The organism is Priestia sp. MDV22-iso46 (assembly GCF_058629175.1).
Window position 1 is genome coordinate 1 of sequence record NZ_JBZVWT010000012.1, and the last position, 24,617, is coordinate 24,617.

Consider the following 24,617-nt stretch of genomic DNA (forward strand, 5'->3'; position numbering starts at 1 on the left):
GTAGATCCACAAATTACAAGTGTATCTTTATGTACACCAGGTTGTGGAGATACAGGTAGTTGGAACAGCTTCTGCTGCTAATTAGAAGTTGAAAAAGAGGGAAACAATGTTGTTCCCTCTTTTCTCTTCTTTTGAATTATATTATAAAAGGAAAGGGAGATTAAAATTGATATTACAAAAAGAAAAAATCAATCATAAATCTAGCGTAACTACTGAAAATAATTTATTTGAACCTCTTCCATTTTTTATGTTAAGAGCCCCGTTTTTACCAACCCATACCTTCGACCAACTTAAAGACGAAGCAGTATTAGTGGAAAAGTTAAGAGCTTATGCAGAAAAAGATTATGTAAAAGAAGCCATTGCTATTGCAAGTCCTTCTCTATTAAATTCCCTTCATTACATACATGGTGATTTAAATAATAGAAAAACCCAACAAGTTTTATCTTCTATGTTGCGTTACATGTTAAGAATGACAACTAGACCAACTCCTTTTGGAGCTTTTTCAGGAGTAGCAGCTGGACAATTTAAAAAGAATTCTTCCCTGAAAATAGATCATTTCAAAGAGTTTAAGAAGAGGGCACGACCAGATATGGAGTGGCTTTTGGGAGTTATTTCAGTTTTAGAAAGAAGCAATATCCTTCCTTCTCTAATTGTAGATAAGAATCGTGCATCGTATGTAGTAGGCGATCGTCTTCATTTGCCATTTTCAACTGAATGTGGTCAACTTAGAAAAAAGGGAATGGAGAAAAGAGAAAATATTTCCATAATTTATAGCGAAGTGGTTGAAAAGGTTCTTAATTTAGCTGAGGAAAGAATAACAGTGAGAGAAATTACACAAAGGTTACATACTATTTATCCAAATACAGATGTGACAATAATCCAACGCTTTATTATACAGCTATTGGAACAAGAATATCTTATAACGGAACTAAGGCCTCCTTTAACTATTGATAATCCATTTAATTATCTCATTAGAAAATTAGAAGAAAAAGATGAGAAGATAGAGCTCTATGAGGAACTGTTAAAGGTAAGGGAACTAATCAATACTTATAATCAATTACCATTAGGAGAAGGTCTCTCCCTTTATAGTGATTTGATTTCACAAATGCGACATATTTATGAAGTTACAACTCCCCTTCAAGTAGATTTCTCCTTAAATGCCACAGACTTAACTATTGGAGAAAAGGTAGGAGAAGACATAAGCAAAGCTGCCCAAATATTATGGTCGATAGCTGATGAGGGAGTGGGATTTCCACATTTACAAAAGTATCATGTTGATTTTTTAGAAAAATACGGAACATCTAGAGAAGTTCCTTTACTAGAATTATTAAGTGAAGAGTTAGGTCTCGGTGCACCTGCCTCTTATCAAAATCCACATGGGAAAAGGGGAGGAGATACTACCACCTCTTCTATAAATCAAGAACGTAATAGTCAGTTATCATATCTTCTTATTAAAGCTATTCATAATCAAGAAAAAGAAATCGAGATTACAGAAGAAATAGCTCAGAGAATGAGTAAAGAAAAAGATAGAAGATATGCGCCTGACTCTTTAGAAGTATATGGAGAGTTACATGCTGCTTCACAAGAGGACTTAGATCAAGGTAACTATACATTCTGTTTAAGTCCTAACCCTGGATCTAATGCCTTAGGTAGCACATTTGGTCGATTTTTAGATATCTTAGATCCGGATGTTTCGTTAAAAATACAACAGTATCAACAAAAAATTGACCTTGAATTCAACGAAGATACCGTGATGGTAGAAGGCTCCTTTCTGCCAGCAACTGGCCGATCAGCCAACGTAGCAATTGGAAAAACGACAAGAAAAGTGAACGTCACTCTGGGAACAAACGGTGATGAAGAGACAATCCAGTTACCTATCGATGATATTGTGGTAGGAGCATCGTTAGAGAACTTCTATATGAAGTCAAAAAAACTAGGCAAACGAATTAAAGTAGTAGCCGGTAACATGCTTAATTATCAAAGTGCGCCTAATATTTATCGTTTTATGAGGGAGATTTCACTCAATGATTTAGACCAATGGCGACCATTTAATTGGGGAAGTATGGCACACTCTCCTTACTATCCAAGAATTCGCTATAAAAACATTGTTCTTTCACCCAGTATTTGGAAATTAAATAAAGAGGTTTTCGGTATGAGAGAGAAGCCTCAGAATGAGGAAGAATTTTTTAAAGCTTTTGGAGAATGGCGCGAAAAGTGGTCAGTTCCTCGTAATGTATTTATGACTTATGGAGACAATCGCATCTTAATTGACTTGGAGAACACTTTACACCTACGTGAACTAAAAAATGAATTATTCAAGCAAGGAAGGTTGCAATTAAGAGAAACTCTTCAAGATCGGGATCAAAATTGCTTAAATAGCCCTTTAGGGAGACATGCTGTAGAAATAGTTGTTCCTTTAAAGAAAACAGAAAATACTGAGCGAAGAAAGAAAATTGGTGCAATAGGGGAAGCGAAAAAAGATATTGTAAGTAATAAAATAATCTACAAATTACCAGGGAGCGAGTGGTTATATGTAAAACTCTATGCTCCAAACGCAAGAGAGAATGACTTAATACTAAAATATCTTACGCCTTTCGCTAGTGAAATGGTTAAAAGTGATATGGCATCATCATGGTTCTTTATGCGTTACCGAGACCCTGATGCACATATTCGTTTACGCTTTCAGGGAGACCCTTCTAAACTTAGTGGTCTAGTTCTTCCTCGTTTAAGGGAATGGGCAGATAAACTAATGGATTTAGGATTACTCCAAAAGATTACTATCGACACATATGAACGAGAAGTAGAGCGTTATGGTGGTCCCATGTTAATAGAAAAAGCTGAGGATTATTTTCATTACGATAGTCAGTCTGTAGCCATGATTCTCAGTACGTTAAATCAACAAAATCATCTTCCAGCTTATGTAATGGCATCGCTCTCAATTATAGACATCATGGATAACTTTGGGTTGAATTACGCGCAACAAGTAGCCTCTATAGAAAATAATACAGAAAAATATGAGTATATAGATGAATTTAGACCGTTGCGAAAAGAATTATCTCTAATAGGAGATTCACGAAATGATTGGGAAAACTTGCGTAATTATAATTCTGGAGTCGGTAAGTCTATATATGAAAGTTTCTTGATTCGTAAAGAATCTTTAACCCGTTATGTGACTGAAATTAAAGAGTTACAGAAAAGAGATATGCTTTGGAATGAGCATCAAATGATTATGGGAGCAATTATTCATATGTACTGTAATCGATTATTAGGAGCAAATAGAGAATTAGAGAAGAAAGCATTAGCTTTTACTAGACATATTTTGTCCAGCCAGAAGTATTGGAGGAATAAGCATGAAGAATACGCTAGATCCTACAATGGAAAATGAGAAAGTATCATTTGTTAGCATTCTAAAATCTTTTCGATACTGGCCGAGTCTATTTAAGCTTTTGTGGGAGACACACAGAGGATATTTCTTCTGTGTTCTTGTCCTAAATTTTCTAAATGGGCTATTACCAGCTTCCTTGATTTTAGCAATAAAATATCTTGTAAATATGGTGCAGAATCTGTATATCCAAGGGTACAAAGATAACTATTTTTACGACATTTTACCTTTTTTTATCTTCTTTTCAGTTGTCACTTTATTAACCAGCGCTACCGGTTCAATCCTAGAAACGCATAAGCAACTATACAGAAACCTACTGTCTAACAAGATAAATGTAAAATTGATTGAAAAAGCGAAAACACTACCTTATGCAAGCTTTGAAAACCCAGAGGTATACAATAAACTCCAACGAGCAAGGCAAGATTCCACGTATAAGCCGTTTGCTATTTTTGAAGAGTTAATGGGGATCGTAAAAGGTGCTATTACTTTAATTTCTATTTCAATAATTTTAATGGTTTGGAACTGGGAATTTACATTGATCTTAATTTTATTACCTTTAATATCCGCCTGGTCTATTGTGAATGTGGGAAAAGAAATATTTTTAGTAAGCCATAAGCGAGCAGAGGAGACAAGAAAACAGTTTTATTACTACTATCTAATGACCACTGATATTACCGTTAAAGAAGTTAAAATATTTGGGTTAGGCAGCTTACTACTAAGAAACTATTCAGACTTATTTAGTAAGTTCTATAATCAGGATCGCCATTTGCTTTTAAAAAAGATGAGAATTGATTTATCTTTTCAATTGATAAGTGTAATTTTTGTAATATTCGTTCAATTTATGATTGTTAAAGATACAATCCAGGGAGTAATTGCTATTGGTAGCCTTATTGCTTATTTTCAAGCTGTCAACACGACTCAAAAAACGTCAAATGAGTTAATGTATATGGTTTTTAACATGCATCAAAACAATCTATATATGACACAATTATTTTCCTTCCTTAATGTTCCAGAAAGCACAGATAAACCTAATGTCTCAGAGGAAAAAACGTTAGAAAATGTCTCTTCAACGGAAGAAGGTATTCAATTTTTAAATGTATCCTTTAAATATCCAGGGCAAGAGAATTACACATTAAAAAATGTTAATTTTCATATTAAACCTGGAGAGACTTTGGCTTTAGTAGGATCTAATGGATCTGGAAAATCAACAATTGTTAAGCTGCTAACACGACTATATACAGATTATGAGGGGATTATTCTCTTGAATGGTAAAAGAATCGAGGACTATCAGCCGCAAGATTGGCAGGATAGAATTAGTGCTATTTTCCAAGATTTTGTGAGATATGAGTTAGATGTCAAAGAAAACATTGGTTATGGTGATTACAAAAGGTCTAATCATTTAGTAGCTATACAAGCAGCAGCTAAGAGGTCCGGAGCGCTTACAATGATTGATAGCTTGCCTGATAAAATGGATACTCAGCTCGGAAAAACTTTTGCTAACGGTATTCAATTATCTGGAGGCCAATGGCAAAGAATTGCTATTGCGCGAGCCTATATGAGAAGAGCAAGTTTATATATTCTTGACGAACCGACTGCTGCTTTAGATCCAGCAGCCGAAGAAGAAGTTTTTCAAGATTTTCAAGAGATTGCTCAGAAAAGTATGGGACTTTTCATATCTCATCGCTACTCAACCGTAAAATACGCTGACAGGATTATAGTACTTGATAAAGGAGAGGTCGCGGAGTATGGGACTCATGTAGAACTTTTAGACACAAATGGAATATACGCCAGATTATTTAATCTGCAAGCTAAGAGTTATATAGAAGCCAGTGCAACACAAGCAAGCTCATAAGATGTAAGGAGAAAGGAGAAAATTATGCCATCTACTACTGACCAAAAAACGTATTGGTTAAAGGGAATTGATAATGAGACAAGAAATAAAGCACTAAAATTAGTGTTAAGCATAGCTGAAAAGTTAAAGGATCCAAGTGGTATAGAAAAGATAGTAATGGCTCCTGATAACGTATCATTGGCAGGTAATTTGAATCCATGGGACCCTATCACATTGTCCCATGGTTTTCCAGGCACTATTTTATTATTTGGAGAACTTGACCGTCAGTTCCCTGATAGTGGGTTTGACCTTGTCGCACATAACCATTTAGTAGAAGTACAGAAGGTTATTGAAAGGCAAGGGGTCAATAGTATTTCGATGTTTGGAGGTATAACAGGTGTCGCTTATGCCACGTTATATATATCCCATAATTATGAGAGGTATTCTAGATTCCTCCAAGTCTTAAATAATTTTATATTGATGCAATTAGAAAAGATATTAAATGAACCAGAGAAGGAACTAGGTGTACATCCTCTAAAATATGATGTGATACAAGGAATGACAGGAATAGGTCGCTATCTCATTGAAAATACGAAGCATAAAGAAAATCATGAGGCACTAAAAAAAATACTTACTTATTTTGTGGATATGGCTTCTGATATCGAGGTAAATGGTGAAAAAGTACCGGGGTGGTATGTTTCAAAAGCGAATCAACTACTAGAAAAAGATAGAATTATGTTTCCAGAAGGGAATTTTAATTGTGGTCTTGCTCATGGCATACCGGGTCCACTGTCTTTTATGGCTTTATCGATTCAAAAGGGAATTGAAATACCTGGTCAGAGGGAAGCTGTACTCAAGATTACCAATTGGTTAATGAAGTGGAAACAAGTAGACAGTGGTTGGCCTTCCAGACTTAGTTTTCAAGAAGTAGCCACTTCTAAAATATCTCATTCTTATCCAAAACGTCAGGGCTGGTGTTATGGAGACCCAGGCGTAGCGAGAAGTATATATTTAGCAGGAAAGGCCTTGGGAGACACAGCAGCAATAAGGAGTGCAGTGGGAGCTTATCAGGACATAATAGTAGAACCAAAAGAAGAATGGGAATTAGTATCGCCAACATTTTGTCATGGAAGAGCAGGATTATTACAAATGCTTATAAGGATGGCAAAAGATGAAGAGAATCAAATCTCAGTTCAATCAATAGTAGAGTTAGTACATTATATAGAAGAATCATATGATCCTAATGCACCCTTTGGTTTTAGAGATATAGAATCCAATGGAGAGAAGTCACATCAATTAAACAAGGCTGGATTACTCGAAGGTGTAACTGGCGTATTATTACCTTTACTAAGTTTAAGTTCAGTGGAAGAACCTTGGTGGGACGGGGCATTTTTACTTTCTTAATTAAGATTCAGGGGGCTATGATAAATGGACGTTAAGAATATTGTAGAGAAAAAAATACTAGTAGGGGTAAGTGGGTCGATTGCAGTAGCAGGCATTTTTCAATATTTAGCTATGCTAAAGGCAAACTTTAGTGAGGTAAAAGTTGTAATGACGAAAGGTGCAGTTCAACTTATCCCAGCTGAGACAGTAAAGTTATATTGTGACGAGGTATTTATTGATGAAAAGCTTAGCATAAGTGGAACCATAGGACATGTGGAATTAGCGAGGTGGGCCGATTTAATGGCCGTACTTCCAGCTACAGGAAACACATTATCTAAAGCAGCTCATGGTCTAGCAACTGATTTATTAAGTACAGTAATACTAGCTCATGATAAACCTGTTATCTTTTTTCCAAACATGAATAAATTAATGTGGGAAAAGAAAGTAGTTCAGCATAATGTTAAGCTACTACAACAATATGATCATATTGTTGTACCTCCTGTAAAAACAACAGCTTTTGAAATTGCAACTATGTCATTGAGACCTAACTATGTTTTACCTAATCCGCAAAATATATTGAACATCATTTCTAAACAATTAGAAGAAAGAAATAGACTAGCGAATATTTGTGAAAAAGTTGAAGTTCAATAAAAACTCACAAAAATGTGAGTTTTTTTCTTTTCTTTATTTTTTATTTATATTTGTCTTTTATATTAAACCATAAGGAGGGATTGAATATGAAAAAAGAAATTGTTTTAGAAGCAAATAATATCACAAAAACAGTGAGTGGAAAGAATATTGTAAGTCAATTCTCAACTAAGGTGTATAAAGGAGATATATGCGGGTTTTTGGGACCAAATGGAGCTGGAAAAACAACTGTTATGCGAATGTTTACAGGGCTTATTCGCCCTACTCAAGGCACAATAATGGTAGGGGGTAAAGATGTAAATAAAGATAGACAACAGGCTTTAAGAAATGTAGGAGCGATTATAGAGTCCCCTATCTTTTTCCCGTATATGTCAGGCAGAAAGATGTTACAAAATTTAGCGAGGCTATATCCCGACCTTTCGAGAAAAGAACAGTTAGAGCAAGTGGAGGCAGCATTATCTGTTGTAAGACTAACGGAAGATGCCGATGTAAAAATTAAGAATTATTCATTAGGTATGCGACAAAGGCTGGGAATTGCTCAAGCCCTCTTAGGAGAACCAGATGTCATTTTATTAGATGAGCCAGCAAATGGTCTTGACCCTATGGGAATGAGAGAATTAAGAGAATTAATTCTTGAACTTCGAGAAAAGAAAAATCTAACATTTTTCATTTCTAGTCATTTACTTGATGAAATCCAACAAATGTGTGATCATCTTGTCATTATTCGTAACGGTAAACTTGTTACACAAGGAAGTAAAGAAGAGTTAATTAAAGATCCAAGCAAGAGACTGGAAGATGTATTTGTGGAGATGATGACATCATGAAAGGACTTTTCACTTCAGAGTTAGAACGATTATGGTCCCAAAAGATATCATGGATCATACTATTTTTTATACCCTTAATGTCGCTAGGTTCAGTTAAATATTACTTAAATTGGAATGAACGAGTGTCACCAGGACAACCAGATTATGTAACTTCTTTGAACTTCCCTATAATTAGCATTTCTGAACATCTCGTTGTTTCTTTTAATATCATAGCTATAATACTAATTTCTACGGTTATAGCTAATGAGATAGAAAATGGGCAGCTAAGAATGATCCTCATCCGCCCTTTTTCTACCACTCAACTTTTTTTAGCAAAATTAGCTACTATTTTAACAACCATGTTCTTGTATTTAACTCTATTTTGGATTTTAAATACCGTTGCTGGTTATATCTTTTTTCCTAAGGTTAATACCTTAATAACATTTCTAGATGAGCAGAAATTATCTTTAGCAGCAGCTTTATTATATAACGTAAAATATTTCTTTGCTTGTTTTGTGACAATGATTAGCGTTGTATCAGTTTTTACATTATTAGGATCGATAAGCAGAAGTACAATGATAACACTTGGGGCAGGGGTTGGCTTTATTTTCTTAGCAATTGCCATTCCTCAGCTCTTAGAATTCTCGACGCAAACAATTATCGGGCACAGCACAGTGGTTCACCTTATGTACATGTCTATCGTGAAAATTCAGCACACAGGAATAGCGTTTTTACTTTCATCAACTAACAATCTAAATTCTTACATCATTTTAGTTCAAGCCGTATACATTGCTCTATTTGGCTTAATTGGTTATTGGACATTTGTGAAGAGAGATTATTTTATTTGACTCAAGGAGGGTTTTAATTGAAAGCATTATTTATAAGCGAATGGGAGAGACTTTGGAGCCAAAGAAAAAGTAAATGGATGATTGGGATTTTTACTGTAATTGTACTTCTTCAAGCTTGGTTCTTAAGATACTATGGAGTTGGAATTTACAATAACGATCAGCAAGTTCCTTTAAATACTTGGAATTTTCCATGGTTCTTATTAAAAGAATCTTCATTCTTACTTACATTGATCTTTATGCCAGTATTTTTTCTGAATAGCCTTAATGTAGAATATAACTCAGGAGCATATCGTCTTTTTTTAATTAGACCTTTTAAAAGAAAATCATTTCTAATTTCAAAATGGTTCTCTCTTGCCTTAATGGTACTAGTACATTTATTAATTATCCTAGGGATTAGTATAGCGTTTGGTTTTATCTTCTTAAAACCAGATAATGATTTTACTTTTTATGGTCAACAGAAGAATGCTATAGAAGCTATATTATATACAGTACAAGTGTATGGTCTCTTTTTCATCATCCAGATGTGCTGTTTAGCTCTTGCTAGTTTAATTAGTGTAATTATTTCAAATGCAGTTATTAGCTTCTTCTTGTTAATTGGGTTATATGTAGGTTGTTTGTATGTTTCCAGCCAACTTTCATTTTTCTTATTATCAGTTCAAAGTATCTTCCATACTCTGAGTACTACTAGCAATTCTTTATATGTTTTTGCATTTGTTATTATGTTAGTTGGTTTTGGTGCTTGTGTAAGGATTTGGAGTAAAAAAGAATTTACTTCTTAAATAAAGATAGGAGGAAGAATTAAAATGGCTATATTGGAAGCACGAGAAATTACAAAAGTTTATAAAACTAAGTACAGAACGTACCCTGTCTTAAAGAATATAAGTTTAGATATTGAAGAAGGCGATTTTGTAGCAATTATGGGTCCTTCGGGAAGTGGAAAGTCTACCTTATTAAATGTGCTTTCTTCCCTTGATATCCCCTCAGAAGGGGATATCAAGGTCGGGGGAACTACTCTCACAGGTATGAAAGAAGAACAATTAGGTATTTACCGACGTGAGCATATTGGTTTCATCTTTCAAAATTACAACTTGTTAGATCATTTGACTATTGAAGAAAATATTTTATTACCTGCTGCTTTAAAAAAAGGAGATAAGAAAGGTGTACAGAATAAACTTCAAAAATTTGCTGAAGAGTTGGAAGTGACAAAATTTTTAACTAAATATCCTTATGAAGTCTCTGGGGGGCAACAGCAAAGAGCTGCCATCATTCGTGCTCTTATTAACAATCCTGCTTTATTATTTGCTGATGAGCCTACAGGGAATTTAGATTCTAAATCTGCTCAAAATGTTCTACATACTTTAAAAATGTTAAATGAAAAGTACAAAACAACTATTTTAATGGTAACTCATGATTCGGTAGCTGCTAGCTTTTGTAACAGAGTCATATTTTTAAAGGATGGCCAAATTGTCCATGAAATGAAGCGTTCCAAATTAGAAGATACGTCTAAGTTCAATCAAAGAATCTTATCTTTTATCGCTAAGGAAGTGGAGGATAATGATATCAATGTGGAAATATATAACTAAGAATATAACCCGTAATCTTTCTCATTATACAGTATACATACTTAGTAGCATTCTTTCTGTAGCAATTTTTTATATGTACGCAGCCTTTCTTTTATATCCAAAGGTTTCGGGAACAGAACAGTTATTAATTGCATGTGAAATTATTATTTTGCTATTTTCTTGTTTTTTTATCGCATATTCACATGAGCATTTCCTTAGAGAAAGAAAAAAAGAAATGGGTATTTGGAAAACATTTGGGGCCTCTAGAAAGCAATTGTTTAACGTGCTCGTTTTAGAGAACGCCGTAGTTGGTACGTTTTCTATTTTAGTTGGCATTTTATTTGGAATGCTGTTATCAAAGATTTTCTTTAATTTCATGAGTGATATTCTATTTTCAAATCAATCGTTCGTTTATACTTTCTCTCCCGTGGCTGTTTTTGTTACGGTTATTTTATTTGGAATAGTATTTTTACTTGTTTCATGTCGTAGTTATTTCAAGATTAAACGAATTGCAGTTCTAGAGTTATTTCAAGAAGAAAAAAAACCTAAACCTTCAGCTCAATTCTCTAGGGTTAAATTCATTTTATCTATCTGCTTTCTTTTGGTTTCTTATATATTTATCTCTTATGCATCTTTACCTATGCTATTATTTGCTTTTTTACCCCTATTAGCATTATTACTAGTAGGCACATACCTATTCTGTTCAAATGGTTTAGTAGGTGTAATATCTTATTTGAATAATAAAGAAAAACGGCAGTTGAATGGGATAAAGATGTTAACTCTTATAAGTTTGAGAAAAAGATTATATTATAATGCAAAGATTATCTTCATCGTATCTATTCTATTATCTGCAATTATGATATCAATCGGTGCTATTCAGTTATATATAGAAAAGAACAGTCAAAGAATGCAAAGCACTCACCCTCAAGGAGCATTATTTGTTGCATCAAAGGGGAAGGAAAACAAAATAGAAGATATTATAGCTGAATTGAAGAGACAAGGAATAAAGGATTTACACATGAATAAGTGGAAAGGATTAAAAATTTCTTCAGAGAGTGGGAAGAAGCAATTTTTAGTAATACAGAATGACCCATCTTTTATAAAAGATGAAAATTCGTTAAAAAATAATAATTATATTTTTAATAATAAAAAAACTGATGATATTACTAATGAAATCTTAAAATTAAAATCTGAAAAAGGGGAGAGAGATCTAAAAGTAAAAAATATGAACGGTAAAAGAGTTCTTAATCCTATAGATGGAATTGAGGGTATTATCTCTGTACCGAAAAACACTTTTAGTGAAATATATAAAACAACGATTTCTGAAAAAAGATTGTCACTCTATAAATTAGATTTTAAAGAGGATGCAAAAATTTATAACATTTTAAAGAAATTATCAGATACAACCTTGTTCAAATCGGATAATCTTCATAGTATTCGACTTCTCGATTATGAAAATACAGTTCAATTATCTTCAATATTGAGACTTACAGGACTGTTTATATGCTTAGTTTTGTTTCTTGCTTTAGCTAGTCTGCTTTGGTTTAAACTGTATGAAGATATGAACGATGATAAAAAAGTATTCCACTCATTACGAAAAGTGGGTCTTACAGCTAAAGAAATTAAAAGGACTTTGTACATTCAAATTTCGGTAATATTCTTTGTTCCTTTATCGTTAGGGGGATTGAATTTATTTATAGCTACTAATGCCTTGCAAAATATATTAGAAGGAATTACAATTTATTCTATAATAGTAATATTTTTAATATTTGGAGTGTCTCAGTTTATTATCTATCTTATTTCTAGTTACTTTTACTCTAAAAAGGTTCTATGAAAAGATGATATTTTGTCTAGGAGGGTACTAATTTATCTCTCCTAGATAATTAAAATACTAGGGGGGCGGGGAGGTATATACTTATGCAAGAAAGTATTCTTGTAGTCGATGATGAGCTGGAGATTGTAGATATAATCTCTGATATCTTTGAAGACCGAGGTTATAGAGTTCTTAAAGCTTATAATGGGGAGCAAGCATTAGATCAATTAAAGACAAATGTAGATTTAATAATATTAGATGTTATGATGCCCCAGATGGATGGTTTTGATCTTTGTAAAGTTATCAGAGAACAAATTTATTGTCCTATTCTGTTTCTAAGTGCGAAGCACTCAGAGATGGATAAAGTAAAGGGATTTACTTTAGGAGGAGATGATTATATAACGAAGCCTTTCCAAGTGAAAGAACTTATTGCTCGGGTAGAGGCGCACTTAAGACGTGAACAGAGGGATCGAGTTAGTACTCAGAATCAACGTCTCTTAGGTAATTTAACTATTAATTATTCACAACATGACGTTTTATTGGATGGTAAAAAGATAGACTTAACAAGTAAAGAGTTTAAGATATTGGAACTTTTAACAGTAAACTTAGGACAAATATTTTCTAAAGAACAGATTTATGAGAAAATTTGGGGTATTGATGCAATGGGTGACTTAAATACTATTATAGTTCACATTAATAATTTAAGAGCTAAATTGACTTCAGGTATGTCAACTTATCACATTAAAACGGTGTGGGGAGTAGGATATAAGTTGGAAAAACGTTAATGATTAAACGGCTATCTTTAAAAAATCAGTTTATTTTAACCTTTGCTTCAGTAATCTTTTTAAGCCTTATAAGTACAATTTGCAGCTTAGTTTTATTATATTATTTTCTCTCCGTTTATAATGAAAAGTCAGTCCAACCTGCTAATTATTACGAGAAAAAAGTTCCTAGCATAGAAAAATTTGTTGAGTTAAAAGGAGAAAAGATATTAGAAGTATCTTTTCAGAAAAATTTAGAAAAAGTTATTCCTATGGAAGGAATTACATATCAGGTCATAAACCTTCGAGGAAATAAAATATATGGTACATTAGATGACCAATTAATAGAAAATAACAAAAGTATATATGAAAAAGTTAATAGATCCGATCAGAAAGGGAAGGTCATAACGAAATATCTTCCTATCCTCGACAAAAATCGAATGGAAGGAGTTCTAGCTGTACGATATGTGTTAGCATCATCTATTGACTATTATATAAAATACATATTTCTTATAATATTATTAATTCCTTTTTTATTTTTAACACTTTACTCATACGTATTTGCGAGACGTTTTGGGAAAGAATTAAATAAGCCGATTAAAGAACTGAGTGCTGCTTCTCAGAAAATTAAAAATCAAGATTTGGATTTTGAGATTAAATATGAGAGTGAAAATGAAATAGGTGTATTAATTGACTCTTTTAACAGTATGAAAGAAGAGTTGAAAACGTCACTTTATCTTCAATGGAAATTAGAGCAAGAGCGTCGAGATATGGTTGCCTCGATTGCCCATGATTTAAGAACGCCTCTAACAATTATATTATCCCATGTAGAGGTCTTAATGGATCCATCATTAAATGGACAGAAGCGTTTGCCACAATATTTGCAAACAATAAAAAATAATACCCAAAGAGTATTGCATTTGACAGAGGAAATGAAAAGAGTGTCTGAGGTAGATAATCCAGATTTTACACTTGATATTGAAGGTGTTATTCCTATAGAAATGTTCCCGGAAATGCTAGAGGAATTTAAAAAATGGGCAGAGGATGAAGAAATAAAGTTCACTTACAGCTTGAATAGAAAGCCTGGAGAGGGAAATTCCGAATTTGCATTAGATCCAAAACGATTGCATCAAATTCTGACTAACTTAATTTCTAACAGCATTCGTTTTACCCCAGTGAATGGGAGTATCGATGTTCAAGTTCAGATAGAGAAAGATATGATGTCTTTTTCTATTTCCGATACGGGAAAAGGATTTGATACCAAAGATTTACCTTTTTTATTCAGTAAATTCTATCAAGGAGATCCTTCAAGGAATGATCAACTTCACCATGGGTTGGGGTTATATATTGTAAAAGAGTTAGTTATAAAACATGGTGGAGAAATTCATGCCAGAAATAATGAACCTCAAGGAGCATGTATTGAATTCACCATATCTTCCATAAATAAATAAAAAATGAACTATGAGTATCATAGTTCATTTTTTATTTATTTAACCGCGTTGTATACATCCAGTTGACCATTTCCCCAATAAGCTAAATTAGGTTCAACATCTTTTTTTACTCCGTTTTTGTATAGATAATCAATGGAGTTACTTGGACTGTTTTTGTAGTGACGTTGGTCGATAATTAAGGCGAGGGTAGCAGAAACCTTGGGTGCAGCCATCGAAGTTCCAGAAGCAAATAAATATCTTCCAGTGTTAAAAGTAGTTAATACTTGTTCTTGTCGGAAAAGTCCACCATCCCACCATGCCTCTTGGCCGTATTTCTCTAACAATCTAGAATCTCCCCCTGGAGCAGCGATATCAATATAATTTTTTCCGAAATTAGAGAATAAAGAAAGTTGTTGCGTAGGACCAGTAGAAGATACTGTGACTACACCAGGCAATTCTCCTGGAGCTTCAATTCCTACTCCGTTAAATGTTTTTCCTTCTTCCGCGTATTTTTTCTTAAGAAAATCATTCAGCTCTGATTTGTTGGAAACATCTATTGAGTCATTGCCTGCAGAAGCAACTACCACACTACCTAACTTATTAGCATACTCAATTGCAAGTTTATATCCTTCAACATCTGCCCACTTATTATCTAAAAGTTCACCATCTTTATATATGTTACCATCAATATAATAAGAACCAAGGCTAAGATTAATGACATCCACGTCATCTTTAGCTGCTTGAATAATTGCTTTGATGATCCACACAGCATCAGCTGACTTATTACCGAATACACGATATACTTTAATTCCTGTATTCGGTGCTACCCCTTTAATTTCACCATTGGCAGCAATAGATCCAGCTACCATAGTTCCATGTCCATTAATATCGTTAATACTATTAATATCGCCTGTTTCTTCAGGCTCTGTCCCTCTAAGCCCACCTTTGGGAACAAGATTTTTTGATCCACTTTTCAGATTGTCTACGAGGTCTGGATGGTCAATGTCAATTCCAGAGTCAACAATTCCAACAGTTACATTAGAAGAACCTGATTCTATGTTATAACTTTCTCCATTGTGCGTAATTTCTTTCATATCCCACTGCATATCCCATAAGGCAGGAAGAGTACTATCTAAACCTTTTATTGAGTTTACACTTGAATTAGGTTTTTTAAAAGACTTAGATGTAGATGTAGAAGGCTTTTCTAATTTTAAAGAAGGACTTAAAGATTTAAATAAAGAAGCATTTGTTTTAGCCACTTTTTGATTTCCTTTAAATTGAATTAGTCCTATCTCAGGGACGGTATAAGTAATTTCTCCCTGGCTCTTTTTAATCTTCTTAATAGATTGCGTCCACTTAGAACGGTCTTTCAAGATAACTGTGTAATATTGATTTGTTTCTGTTTTAGCATGCCCATAATTAGTAAAACAAAAGCAAATTAAGAGAGTAGTAATAATAGTCATAGAGGTTTTTTTCATAATCTTCTCCTTATATTTATAATTTAGAGGTGGAATCCGGGATTGAACCGGAGATCAAGGTTTTGCAGACCTTTGCCTTAACCACTTGGCTATTCCACCTAGATCCTATAAATATAAGATAACGAATAATGATAGATTTATAATCTGAATATATCGAATAAATAACTAGTATATCCCGCAAAACACATAAATTTTATAAAGTTTGTTCTTTACTCCTGTGTATTGCTCTTTATATTTCTCGATAAAATGGGTTAACTCAGTTTTGACTGGGAAGAGATGGTCTTTTTCTATTTTCAGACTGTATACGCCCCACAATCTTAATTAACATAATGTGCGTTATCGGAAATAAAATAAAAAGCCTTTTAAAAGGCTTTTTATTTTAAAGCTTAAATCGTATAAATATTATTTCTCTTCTCAATTTCTAATATGATTTCATGTAAGTTTCCCATAGAATTCGTTACATAATTTGCATAATTAAAATTCTCATCTTTAGATACTTGAGAAAATAATATGGTTTGCATTCCAATCTTTTTTGCAGGAATAATGTCTTTATCATAATCGTTACCTACCATAATACATTCTTGAGGAGTAAAGCCTAAGGTCTGAACAATTTTATTAAAGAACTCAAGACTAGGTTTTGAAAAAACCAATTCTCTAGATGTAAAAAGATATTGAAAATATTGTTGTATATCAACACGCTTTAAAGCTATCCCCATTAGGGCTGAATTTGAAGCCCCAGCATTAGAAGCTACACAACATATGTAACTCTGACTAATAAGATGTAGAGATTTTCTAACACCATCTATAATCTCTACATGCTCCCAATCAGCCATTGGGCCTTCATATTCAGAGAAATCTTTCATAAGGGTATCTCCCCAATCAAACACAATTGCTTTAATTCCAGGCATTATTCTTCCCTCCTTAAAATCTTCCAATTCTTAAAGCATCTGCCCAATCCTGGCGCTGATTCAGTTCTGCCATAGCAGCTGCTTTTTTCCAATCATAGGGGACACTAATTTGATCAACTAACCAATTAGTTGAGTTTTTCTCTATAATTGTATAATTGGCATGGGGAGATCCAGATTCCATTTTATGAGGTACCGGCAAATCGTCTATGTATGCAGGAAGCCCTACACTACCAGGATTTATAATTAATTTTCCATTTGGCAAATAGACAGTTCTCGGAATATGACTATGCCCACATAATACAACGCTTTGTTCAACATATTCTAAAACATCTATAATATCTTTGGGGCTTTTTAAAGTTGCACCCTCTTTTTTCATCTCTTCTAATAAATATACTTCGTCAGAATTAGGTGTACCATGACATAAAAAAATATCGTCTATGGTTAAGCTACTTGGATGTTGTTGTAACCAATTGATAGCCTCTGTAGATAAACTTTGTTTTACATAATTGACCGTAGATGACGAATCATCATCTAATGAATCAAATATAATTCGATCACAATTCCCCATAATATGTGTAATATCATGCTCGATTAATAGTTTAAAAGTTCCCAAGGGGTCCAACGGTCCATATAAACTATCACCTAAATTAAATACAGTATCAATTCCACGACGTGAAATATCAGATAACACAGCTTCCAATGCTAAACTGTTACCTGGAGGAGATTGCGATGCAAGAAGATCAAGTATTAAAGAAAGCGATGGATGAATGGGAACGTGTTAGCCAAGATCCAGAAGTGCTATTAGCATATGAAGCACGAAGAAAAGCATTGTTAGAAGAAAAGTCAGCGTTAAAAAGAGCTGAAAAACTTGGAGAAGAAAAAGGAAAACAGATAGGTGAAGAAATAGGCGAAAAGAAAGGAATCATAAAGGTGGCCCTAAGTATGATTCAAAAGGGTTTAGATAACCAAACAATCGCTGAATTTACAAACCTTACACCAGAAGAAATTGATAAATTACGTCGCCAATAATCATATTTTGAAAAGGTACTGCCTGATAAATTACTTTTATCAGGCAGTATCTTTTTTAACTTTTCTCTATCGACACATCTAATTTGAAGCTATGGTATTTGTAATATTAAGGAAGTCATTTCTTTTTTATAAGATTTACCCGCATTTATCGTATCTTCATTACACAGTGGAATAAATGTTATTGCGTACTATAGTAGAAAAATATAAGTCTTCTATTTTTTATTAAATTGAAGACTTTTTCTTATATATCCGGCCTTAGGTTGCGCTAGCATTTTTCTTTTTTTTCACAGGCAATCCGTACTTATTAGAGTTTTCTTTTATTTTTTTTGCGATCTCTTGTGCTTCTTCCTTCGTCATTTTCATACAAAAGACTCCTCTCATGTTCTAGTATTATAAGTTTTTTCCACTATCTCAAAAAAATATACATGCTCCTCCCTCCCCTGCCATATACATGTTTTAGGTATGTACAAAAAGTCATTGTCCTAGAGATAATTTTAGATTTTAGGAGTGATTATGTGAGAGTAGAAGAGAAGAAAAGAAAAATCCGAAGTGACAAAAAACGAGATGTAAAACCGTCACTTCCAATTGATCTTAAAGAATGTATTTATCGATTGTCTTATATTACGAATACACCTGTAAAAAGTGTAGTTGAGTCAATTTGTATATCAGGCCTTGCTTCTTCAAAAGTGATGGACTATTTATCAAATTATTTTAGAAGAGGATTTAGTTTTGGCAGCACTGTGTATATGGGCGATATGTCTAAAGAGCCAATTAGACACTTATATAGAAATATAGAAAAAGAGCGTGTTTCTACTCGCTTAAAGGATGGACATGGAGAAACGTATGATGTTCTAAAACGCTTAGCTTACGCTTTAGATTGTTCTCCAGCATTAGCAGCATCTTTCTTAATTGAGGCTAGCATTAGAAATTCTGATTTTGTTGATGAATACATGACTCGCCATTTAGAAGAAGAATTGGACCAGGGAAGAATAAAGGAATTAAAAGAGGTTTTAAAATTCATCAATAAAAATAATCCTTATAAAGAAGAGTACAGTCTACACAATTTGATTTCTTATATTATGGATGAATTAAAAGTAGGAGCAACTAGTTTGGGATCTTCTGTCCAAAATTGGTTAGAGAGTATACAACATAAAAAATAATTCAATAAAAAACCTTTGAATTTATGATTCAAAGGTTTTTTGCTTGTCTTTTATTTCGTTATATAAAATTTTTGCACCTAATGGACTTAGAACTAAGTTATTTGCATATCTACGGCTTTGAGGCGTTATCTCACCTGTGATTAGACATTCATTAGATTCTTTGTATTTTTTTATCTCTATATGATCATCTTCCAATATAATCTCTACTTCATCATCTTTACCTATATCTAGTAGCTTTCTTAGCTCAATAGGAATCACTATACGACCCACTGCATCTATCTTTCTCAACGTACTTAGTCCCTTCATGCTGACTCTCCTTTTATACGTTCACAACTACAACTTTAATATTATACTATAAATGTATAAATTAACCAATAATAAATTTACAAACTCAGTTTTAGGATACAGTTTTAGAACTTTATCTTAGATTGCTCTTGTACGTAAGTACACGTACGCGCATGATCATGTGAAAAGAAATGGTCTTGTTTATGATAAACTTTTACTCCACAAGAGGGGCAAGCAAAGAAACCCACTTTAGGACCTTGAGTCACTTCGTGTGCATAAAACTCACCAGTTGTTTCAAACATCACTACATGGTTCGCTTTCTCAATCTTAGCTCTCATACAAGCATCTCCCACCTTATTTTGAGTTTAATTCCATAATAAGGTTTAATATGTTGAATTGTAAAAGAAAATGTATAGGTATAACCTATATCTGCAGAAAAAAGAAGCATGCCTATGCCATTTATGCATAAGAATGCTTCTTTTTCTACATCTATTTCTTTATAGGTAAATAAAGGTTTTCTAATCATAAAACCATAAAAAAAGACTCCTTTACAGGAGTCCTTTTTTTGATTACTTTTGATTATGCTTTGTGAACGTTAGCAGCTTGTGCTCCACGTTGACCTTGCTCGATATCGAAAGTAACTTTTTGACCTTCTTCTAATGATTTGAAACCTTCACCTTGAATAGCACTGAAATGAACGAATACATCGTCTCCGCCTTCGATTTCAATGAAACCGAAACCTTTGTCTGCATTAAACCATTTTACTGTACCTTGTGTCATAATGTTGCCTCCTGCTGTGGAATACTCCACAAATGTATTACCACTCTTGCCCAAACATACTATTTCAAGATAAAAACTTCTAATTAGGGTTTTTTCTTTTCTCAATATACCGAACAAAAATAAGTTATCTGCAGTGTAACATGTAGTAGGATTGATAGCAAATAAGGAAAACAATACCTTTAACAATTTCATCTATTCATCTTTCCCCTATCAAAAACTTATGATACGGCATAAATGGCATGGCTTTTCGATGCTCGAATACATCGAATAAAATGAATCGATACATACATATCTCTGTTTATTATAGCTATCCATAATAAGACTTCGTTATTTAATCTATCTTATAGATGAAGGATACATGTAATCCAAAAAACACCTGTTAGCTTTACTGAATTATAAATAGGCTATTGGGATATTCTATTTAGGGAAGAAGGAAAACAAGTTATTGATTACAACTAATCATTACAAAGCTTCTTACATTTGGGATGAGGTGTCTACAGCAGGCATATTTCAGAAAACCTTATTGTAAATCGATGTATGTTTGATTCATAAGGGGATGGTAGTCATGAACGTAGTAAGAATATATATAATGGGTAGACAATAATATTCATTTATAATTATACAAATGAGGTGTTTGTCCCAGACCAAGAACGATTTCGTTCACATTGTATATTTTTTTAGCTCAATGCTTAAATGAGGTGTTTGTTAAAGAGAATATACTTTTTCAAGTTACTGTTTCATTAGGCAATGCAATTACGTAAATGAGGTGTTCCTTAAAGATCATATGCTGCATTAAAAGCTACTTTTTCCTTCTTCACATGACGGGATGCATAATCGTTTGCATCCCGTTTTTGTTATATATAATATGTACAGTATACTTATTTATTTGTATGTAAGGCTTCAATAAAGGTGAAATTGATTTGTTCTATTTGCTCTTCTGTTAAAACAGGTTGAGCTACTTCTACTTGCTTATTTATTCATTTCTTTTAACTCTCTGTATTACTCTGGCATAGTGGCGAATGGACGCCATTTTTCATTTTATCAAGATTCAATAAAAAAATCTTTTGTTTTAATTGTTTTTACTCATTTAGCTATGTGTACATGGATAATTATTTTTTTAATCTTTCTTCCATTAAAAATCCAGATTGTTGAAAATCTTAAAATTACTATTTTTTATCGAACTAAAGTACCCTTTAATTTAAGTACCACCTTTTACAATCTGCAATCTTTCTTTATTTAAACGTAGTGTTCTCTCATTCGCTTTATATCTACTCTAGGTGGAAAGCCAAACATTCGGGAATATTCTCGACTAAATTGCGATTGACTTTCGTATCCCACCCTGAATGCGACATCAGCTACATCTAATGATTCAGCTAATAGCAAGCGCCTTGCTTCCTGCAATCTCAGTCGTTTTTGAAACTGAATGGGACTCATTGCCGTTACATCTTTAAAATGTCGATGTAGCGATGAAACACTCATATTCGCTATTTCAGCAAGCTCTTCAATACGAAAAGACTCTTCGTAATTATTGATGATATGATCTATAACCTCTCTTATTCTAGAGGCATTGCTACCTTCTAATGCCATTTGTTCAAGCGCTTCGCCATGTGGACCTTGCAAAATCCAATAAAGAATTTCTTTTTTTAATAATGGAGCAAGAACAGGGATATGTTTTGGAGTGCCTAGCAAAGATGCTAACCTTACTACGGCGTTCAACAAAGATGGCTCTATTTCGCTAACGTACATAGCTCGTTTTGCGTTCTTTCCCTGCCCCGTTTTAAAATCTGTGCCATTCAAAACCTCTAAAACTTGGCTAGAGGTAAATTCAAGTTTGAAAGCTAAATATGGGGCATCGGCTGAGGCTTTGATGACTTGACCTGTAACTGGTAAGTCAACTGATGCCACAATATAATGGCCAGGACCGTATAAAAATCTTTCCTCTCCCAATAATACCTCCTTCTCTCCTTGGAGGATAATGCAAAAAGATGGCTCGTTAACCCTAGAAATAGGTTCAGTAATAATGGATTCGCGGATGAGAAATAAAGATGGAATGGTAGTAGGATGAACACCGTCCTGCTTGCAAAGGCGTTCAATGAGTCTAGAAAGTTCATATTGCTGCTTATAGGGTGTGTTAGACATAACTTATTCTCCTTTTCTTTATTTTCGGTTCATTATACCTGATAGTCATAGATTTTGTAAGAAAGTTTGAGAGGATTAGGCAAAAACTTGATAATAATAGGCTAAGGCTTTTTTGATATTTATGACATAATTAAAAGCGTTAAGGAAAAAGGATTTCAAAGAAGCTCACAACCAATCAACTGTAATAAAAGTAGCTAATATAAATGTGAACTTGTCTATTTTTTATCAGGAGGCTTGTTTATGAATCGTATCGAAAAGAGAGAAGAAAAATTCAAACAGCTATTTGGTGAAGGAGTACCTGGTACACATGCCACTGATCCTGACCGTTTGATATCTCCTACCACAGCAAGCCTTATTTTTAACGGATCTAATCCCCGTATGACAGAGGAAACCGAAGCGAAAAAGCTCCTCATGTCGATGCAAATAATGACTCTGTTTGGTAGCTGCCCATAATCCATTAAAAGAACTCCCCAAATAAAAGAACATTTGTTCTCTATATTATATACGAACAAATGTTCTTTATTCAATAAAAACTCTAAAGTTTTCCCGATTATTGTTACTATAATAAGAGAGAAGAATATTGTAGATGAATTGAGAAGACGAAGGAATGAGCAATGGTTAAAAAACGCTCTAATTATATTATCTTTTTTTCATGGTTTTTAGTTTTGGTTCTTTTATGGATCGTCATTTCATTCTTTGAAGGTGTAAATGGACAGTGGTGGTCTATGTATCGTTTGAATCCACATAAATACGGTCCGTGGTCCTTAGAACTTTCTTACATAAAGGTTGGTATTGCTGCTGTTATCTCCTTGGTAATAGCTTATATGGTGAGTTTTGGCTTCAAAAGACATAAATAAAAAAAGCAAACTCCTTGTCACTAGAGTTTGCTCTTTTACTTTAATGCTTGCTTGTCACTTCTCAACATTTTTTTTAGTATTTTGAAAATATAGTTTAGGGTGGCAGTTAGGATATAAAAGGACATTAATCTGGCTCTTCAGCGAGTACCTAAGGAACTTCTACAATTAGGGCATGGTTTGCCAGATGGATTCGATTTTGGGTATCTTTACTCCAACTTAAATAGCAATTTGCAATTATATTTTATCAAGGATTTAAACTCCCTAAAAATATACTCACTCGTATTTCTTTAAAACAATAGCTGCATTATGACCTCCAAACCCAAATGAATTAGATACACCAGTATTTATTTTTACTTGGCGAGCAATACCTGGTACATAATCTAAATCGCATAATGGATCCGGATTTTCTAAGTTTATTGTTGGAGGAATTATGCCTTCCTTAAGGCTCATTGCCAAAGCAATTGCTTCAACCCCCCCAGCTGCTCCTAACATGTGACCAATCATAGATTTATTAGCTGTTATTGGAATCTGATAAGCTTGTTTTCCAAACAGTTCCTTGATAGCCTTGGTTTCAGAGATGTCACCCACTTTTGTACTTGTTGCATGAGCACTAATAACATCAATCTCTTCAAGGGGTATGTTTGCATTTTTTAAAGCTGCTTTCATTGCAAGATAAGCACCTTTACCCTCTGGATGTGTAGCAACCATATGGTGTGCATCTGAACTTGCACCGTATCCAATGACTTCTGCATAAATTTTTGCTCCTCTACGCAAAGCATGAGACAGAGATTCTAAGATTAGAATTCCAGCTCCTTCTGACATGACAAATCCATCACGGTCTTCATCGAAAGGACGGCTAGCTTGAGTAGGAGCGTCATTTCTTGTTGATAATGCGGTAGCATTCCCAAAACTGGCTACTGACAAGTCAGTTATAGCAGCCTCTGTTCCACCCGCAAACACAGCATCAACTTCTCCAGAACGAATAAGTCTAAAAGCTTCGCCAATAGCAGTATTTCCAATGGCACAGGCAGAAACTGGTGACATAGAAGGGCCCATTGCATTCCACTTGATGCTAATTTGTGCTGCAGCAGCATTAGAAATCATACCCGGCACGAGAGTTGGACTGACTCTCCTTGGGCCTTTCTGTCTAAGTGCATCAATATTTTCAATTAAGGTTTCAATGCCGCCTATACCTGAACCTACGTATACGCCTAACCTTTCTGGATCTATATGATTGAGATCTAACTTAGAATCTGTCCAGGCTTGTTCAGCTGCAGCTATAGCAAATTGGGAAAAGCGATCTAAACGCCTTGCTTCTTTCTTTCCTAAAATTTCATCTGCATCAAAATCCCGAACAATTCCTGCAATTTTTGCCTTATGGTCAGTAATATCAAATGTATCTATAGAGGAGATGCCGGACTCTCCTTTAATTAGGTTGTTCCAAAATGTTCTGATGTTATTTCCTATAGGAGAGACTACTCCCATACCTGTAATCACAACTCTTTCCACTTTTCATCACT

The 24,617-nt window shown here is 33.8% G+C and carries 23 protein-coding genes, 1 tRNA gene and 1 pseudogene; 15 read left to right on the forward strand and 10 right to left on the reverse strand.

From position 1 onward, the window contains the following. Positions 1 to 12 precede the first annotated feature (12 nt). The 12 genes from AC4NPH_RS27410 to AC4NPH_RS27465 all read left to right on the forward strand — a co-directional run bounded on the left by AC4NPH_RS27410 (position 13) and on the right by AC4NPH_RS27465 (position 14,482). Positions 13 to 81: a gallidermin family lantibiotic gene (locus AC4NPH_RS27410; RefSeq protein WP_371400193.1), complete on the forward strand. Its 69-nt coding sequence runs from the start codon at positions 13 to 15 to the stop codon at positions 79 to 81. An 85-nt stretch (positions 82 to 166) separates the two neighbouring features. Beyond that, positions 167 to 3,385 carry a lantibiotic dehydratase gene (locus AC4NPH_RS27415; RefSeq protein WP_429582437.1) on the forward strand — a complete coding sequence of 1,073 codons (3,219 nt, stop codon included), beginning with the start codon at positions 167 to 169 and terminating at the stop codon, positions 3,383 to 3,385. Next, positions 3,351 to 5,234 carry an ABC transporter ATP-binding protein gene (locus AC4NPH_RS27420; protein WP_279822527.1) on the forward strand — a complete coding sequence of 628 codons (1,884 nt, stop codon included), beginning with the start codon at positions 3,351 to 3,353 and terminating at the stop codon, positions 5,232 to 5,234. Before AC4NPH_RS27415 ends, AC4NPH_RS27420 begins: the two co-directional genes overlap by 35 nt. A 24-nt stretch (positions 5,235 to 5,258) precedes the next feature. After that, complete coding sequence (locus tag AC4NPH_RS27425) at positions 5,259 to 6,617, forward strand: lanthionine synthetase C family protein (RefSeq protein ID WP_013060076.1); 1,359 nt, start codon at positions 5,259 to 5,261, stop codon at positions 6,615 to 6,617. 24 nt (positions 6,618 to 6,641) lie between these two features. After that, on the forward strand, positions 6,642 to 7,247 hold the full coding sequence (locus AC4NPH_RS27430; RefSeq protein WP_013060075.1) for a flavoprotein: 606 nt from the start codon (positions 6,642 to 6,644) through the stop codon (positions 7,245 to 7,247). An 86-nt stretch (positions 7,248 to 7,333) separates the two neighbouring features. Further along, a complete protein-coding gene (locus AC4NPH_RS27435) occupies positions 7,334 to 8,068 on the forward strand; it encodes an ABC transporter ATP-binding protein (RefSeq protein ID WP_013060074.1) in 735 nt (244 codons plus the stop codon). After that, positions 8,065 to 8,895: an ABC transporter permease gene (locus AC4NPH_RS27440; protein ID WP_013060073.1), complete on the forward strand. Its 831-nt coding sequence runs from the start codon at positions 8,065 to 8,067 to the stop codon at positions 8,893 to 8,895. The genes AC4NPH_RS27435 and AC4NPH_RS27440 overlap by 4 nt, the downstream gene beginning before the upstream one ends. A 17-nt stretch (positions 8,896 to 8,912) precedes the next feature. Next, entirely contained in the window at positions 8,913 to 9,674 is a 762-nt protein-coding gene (locus AC4NPH_RS27445) for an ABC transporter permease (RefSeq protein WP_013060072.1), read from the forward strand. A gap of 24 nt (positions 9,675 to 9,698) precedes the next feature. Continuing rightward, entirely contained in the window at positions 9,699 to 10,478 is a 780-nt protein-coding gene (locus AC4NPH_RS27450) for an ABC transporter ATP-binding protein (protein ID WP_029321001.1), read from the forward strand. After that, positions 10,450 to 12,291 carry an FtsX-like permease family protein gene (locus AC4NPH_RS27455; protein ID WP_098197442.1) on the forward strand — a complete coding sequence of 614 codons (1,842 nt, stop codon included), beginning with the start codon at positions 10,450 to 10,452 and terminating at the stop codon, positions 12,289 to 12,291. The genes AC4NPH_RS27450 and AC4NPH_RS27455 overlap by 29 nt, the downstream gene beginning before the upstream one ends. An 83-nt stretch (positions 12,292 to 12,374) precedes the next feature. Continuing rightward, on the forward strand, positions 12,375 to 13,055 hold the full coding sequence (locus tag AC4NPH_RS27460) for a response regulator transcription factor (RefSeq protein WP_013060069.1): 681 nt from the start codon (positions 12,375 to 12,377) through the stop codon (positions 13,053 to 13,055). Continuing rightward, positions 13,055 to 14,482, forward strand: coding sequence for a HAMP domain-containing sensor histidine kinase (locus AC4NPH_RS27465; RefSeq protein ID WP_098314575.1), 1,428 nt, complete (start codon positions 13,055 to 13,057; stop codon positions 14,480 to 14,482). The genes AC4NPH_RS27460 and AC4NPH_RS27465 overlap by 1 nt, the downstream gene beginning before the upstream one ends. 35 nt (positions 14,483 to 14,517) lie before the next feature. On the opposite strand, the gene AC4NPH_RS27470 is transcribed toward AC4NPH_RS27465, so the two are convergent. The 4 genes from AC4NPH_RS27470 to AC4NPH_RS27485 all read right to left on the reverse strand — a co-directional run bounded on the left by AC4NPH_RS27470 (position 14,518) and on the right by AC4NPH_RS27485 (position 17,547). Then, positions 14,518 to 15,939, reverse strand: coding sequence for a S8 family peptidase (locus tag AC4NPH_RS27470; protein ID WP_491939304.1), 1,422 nt, complete (start codon positions 15,937 to 15,939; stop codon positions 14,518 to 14,520). A gap of 27 nt (positions 15,940 to 15,966) precedes the next feature. After that, positions 15,967 to 16,038 (reverse strand) — tRNA-Cys (locus AC4NPH_RS27475). A gap of 287 nt (positions 16,039 to 16,325) precedes the next feature. Then, on the reverse strand, positions 16,326 to 16,847 hold the full coding sequence (locus AC4NPH_RS27480) for an HAD family hydrolase (protein WP_279822535.1): 522 nt from the start codon (positions 16,845 to 16,847) through the stop codon (positions 16,326 to 16,328). Between the two features lie 13 nt (positions 16,848 to 16,860). Further along, complete coding sequence (locus AC4NPH_RS27485; RefSeq protein WP_098197940.1) at positions 16,861 to 17,547, reverse strand: metallophosphoesterase family protein; 687 nt, start codon at positions 17,545 to 17,547, stop codon at positions 16,861 to 16,863. Between the two features lie 29 nt (positions 17,548 to 17,576). Here AC4NPH_RS27485 and AC4NPH_RS27490 point away from each other — a divergent pair, with 29 nt between their 5' ends. Both AC4NPH_RS27490 and AC4NPH_RS27495 read left to right on the forward strand, forming a co-directional pair. After that, complete coding sequence (locus AC4NPH_RS27490) at positions 17,577 to 17,876, forward strand: Rpn/YhgA-type helix-turn-helix domain-containing protein (protein WP_098197921.1); 300 nt, start codon at positions 17,577 to 17,579, stop codon at positions 17,874 to 17,876. Between the two features lie 515 nt (positions 17,877 to 18,391). After that, on the forward strand, positions 18,392 to 19,036 hold the full coding sequence (locus AC4NPH_RS27495) for a hypothetical protein (protein WP_029320968.1): 645 nt from the start codon (positions 18,392 to 18,394) through the stop codon (positions 19,034 to 19,036). Positions 19,037 to 19,057: 21 nt separating this feature from the next. Here the strand turns inward: AC4NPH_RS27495 and AC4NPH_RS27500 are convergent, their stop codons facing one another. The 5 genes and pseudogenes from AC4NPH_RS27500 to AC4NPH_RS27520 form a co-directional block, all read right to left on the reverse strand. Further along, positions 19,058 to 19,342: an AbrB/MazE/SpoVT family DNA-binding domain-containing protein gene (locus tag AC4NPH_RS27500; RefSeq protein ID WP_013060057.1), complete on the reverse strand. Its 285-nt coding sequence runs from the start codon at positions 19,340 to 19,342 to the stop codon at positions 19,058 to 19,060. Positions 19,343 to 19,446: 104 nt separating this feature from the next. Further along, on the reverse strand, positions 19,447 to 19,659 hold the full coding sequence (locus AC4NPH_RS27505) for a hypothetical protein (protein WP_013060056.1): 213 nt from the start codon (positions 19,657 to 19,659) through the stop codon (positions 19,447 to 19,449). A 241-nt stretch (positions 19,660 to 19,900) separates the two neighbouring features. Beyond that, positions 19,901 to 20,101, reverse strand: coding sequence for a cold-shock protein (locus AC4NPH_RS27510; protein WP_013056497.1), 201 nt, complete (start codon positions 20,099 to 20,101; stop codon positions 19,901 to 19,903). Between the two features lie 1,236 nt (positions 20,102 to 21,337). Then, the gene (locus AC4NPH_RS27515) at positions 21,338 to 22,240 is read right to left on the reverse strand and encodes an AraC family transcriptional regulator (RefSeq protein WP_098197472.1); all 903 of its coding nucleotides are present in this window, start codon (positions 22,238 to 22,240) and stop codon (positions 21,338 to 21,340) included. Between the two features lie 311 nt (positions 22,241 to 22,551). After that, a pseudogene (locus AC4NPH_RS27520) lies at positions 22,552 to 22,698 on the reverse strand (Y-family DNA polymerase); the annotation flags it as partial. 156 nt (positions 22,699 to 22,854) lie between these two features. Between AC4NPH_RS27520 and AC4NPH_RS27525 the strand changes: the two are divergent. Then, the gene (locus AC4NPH_RS27525; RefSeq protein WP_098197473.1) at positions 22,855 to 23,097 is read left to right on the forward strand and encodes a hypothetical protein; all 243 of its coding nucleotides are present in this window, start codon (positions 22,855 to 22,857) and stop codon (positions 23,095 to 23,097) included. Between the two features lie 273 nt (positions 23,098 to 23,370). Here the strand turns inward: AC4NPH_RS27525 and fabF are convergent, their stop codons facing one another. Beyond that, positions 23,371 to 24,606, reverse strand: a complete 1,236-nt coding sequence (gene fabF, locus AC4NPH_RS27530; RefSeq protein ID WP_098197474.1) for a beta-ketoacyl-ACP synthase II — start codon at positions 24,604 to 24,606, stop codon at positions 23,371 to 23,373. Between the last annotated feature and the right edge of the window lie 11 nt (positions 24,607 to 24,617).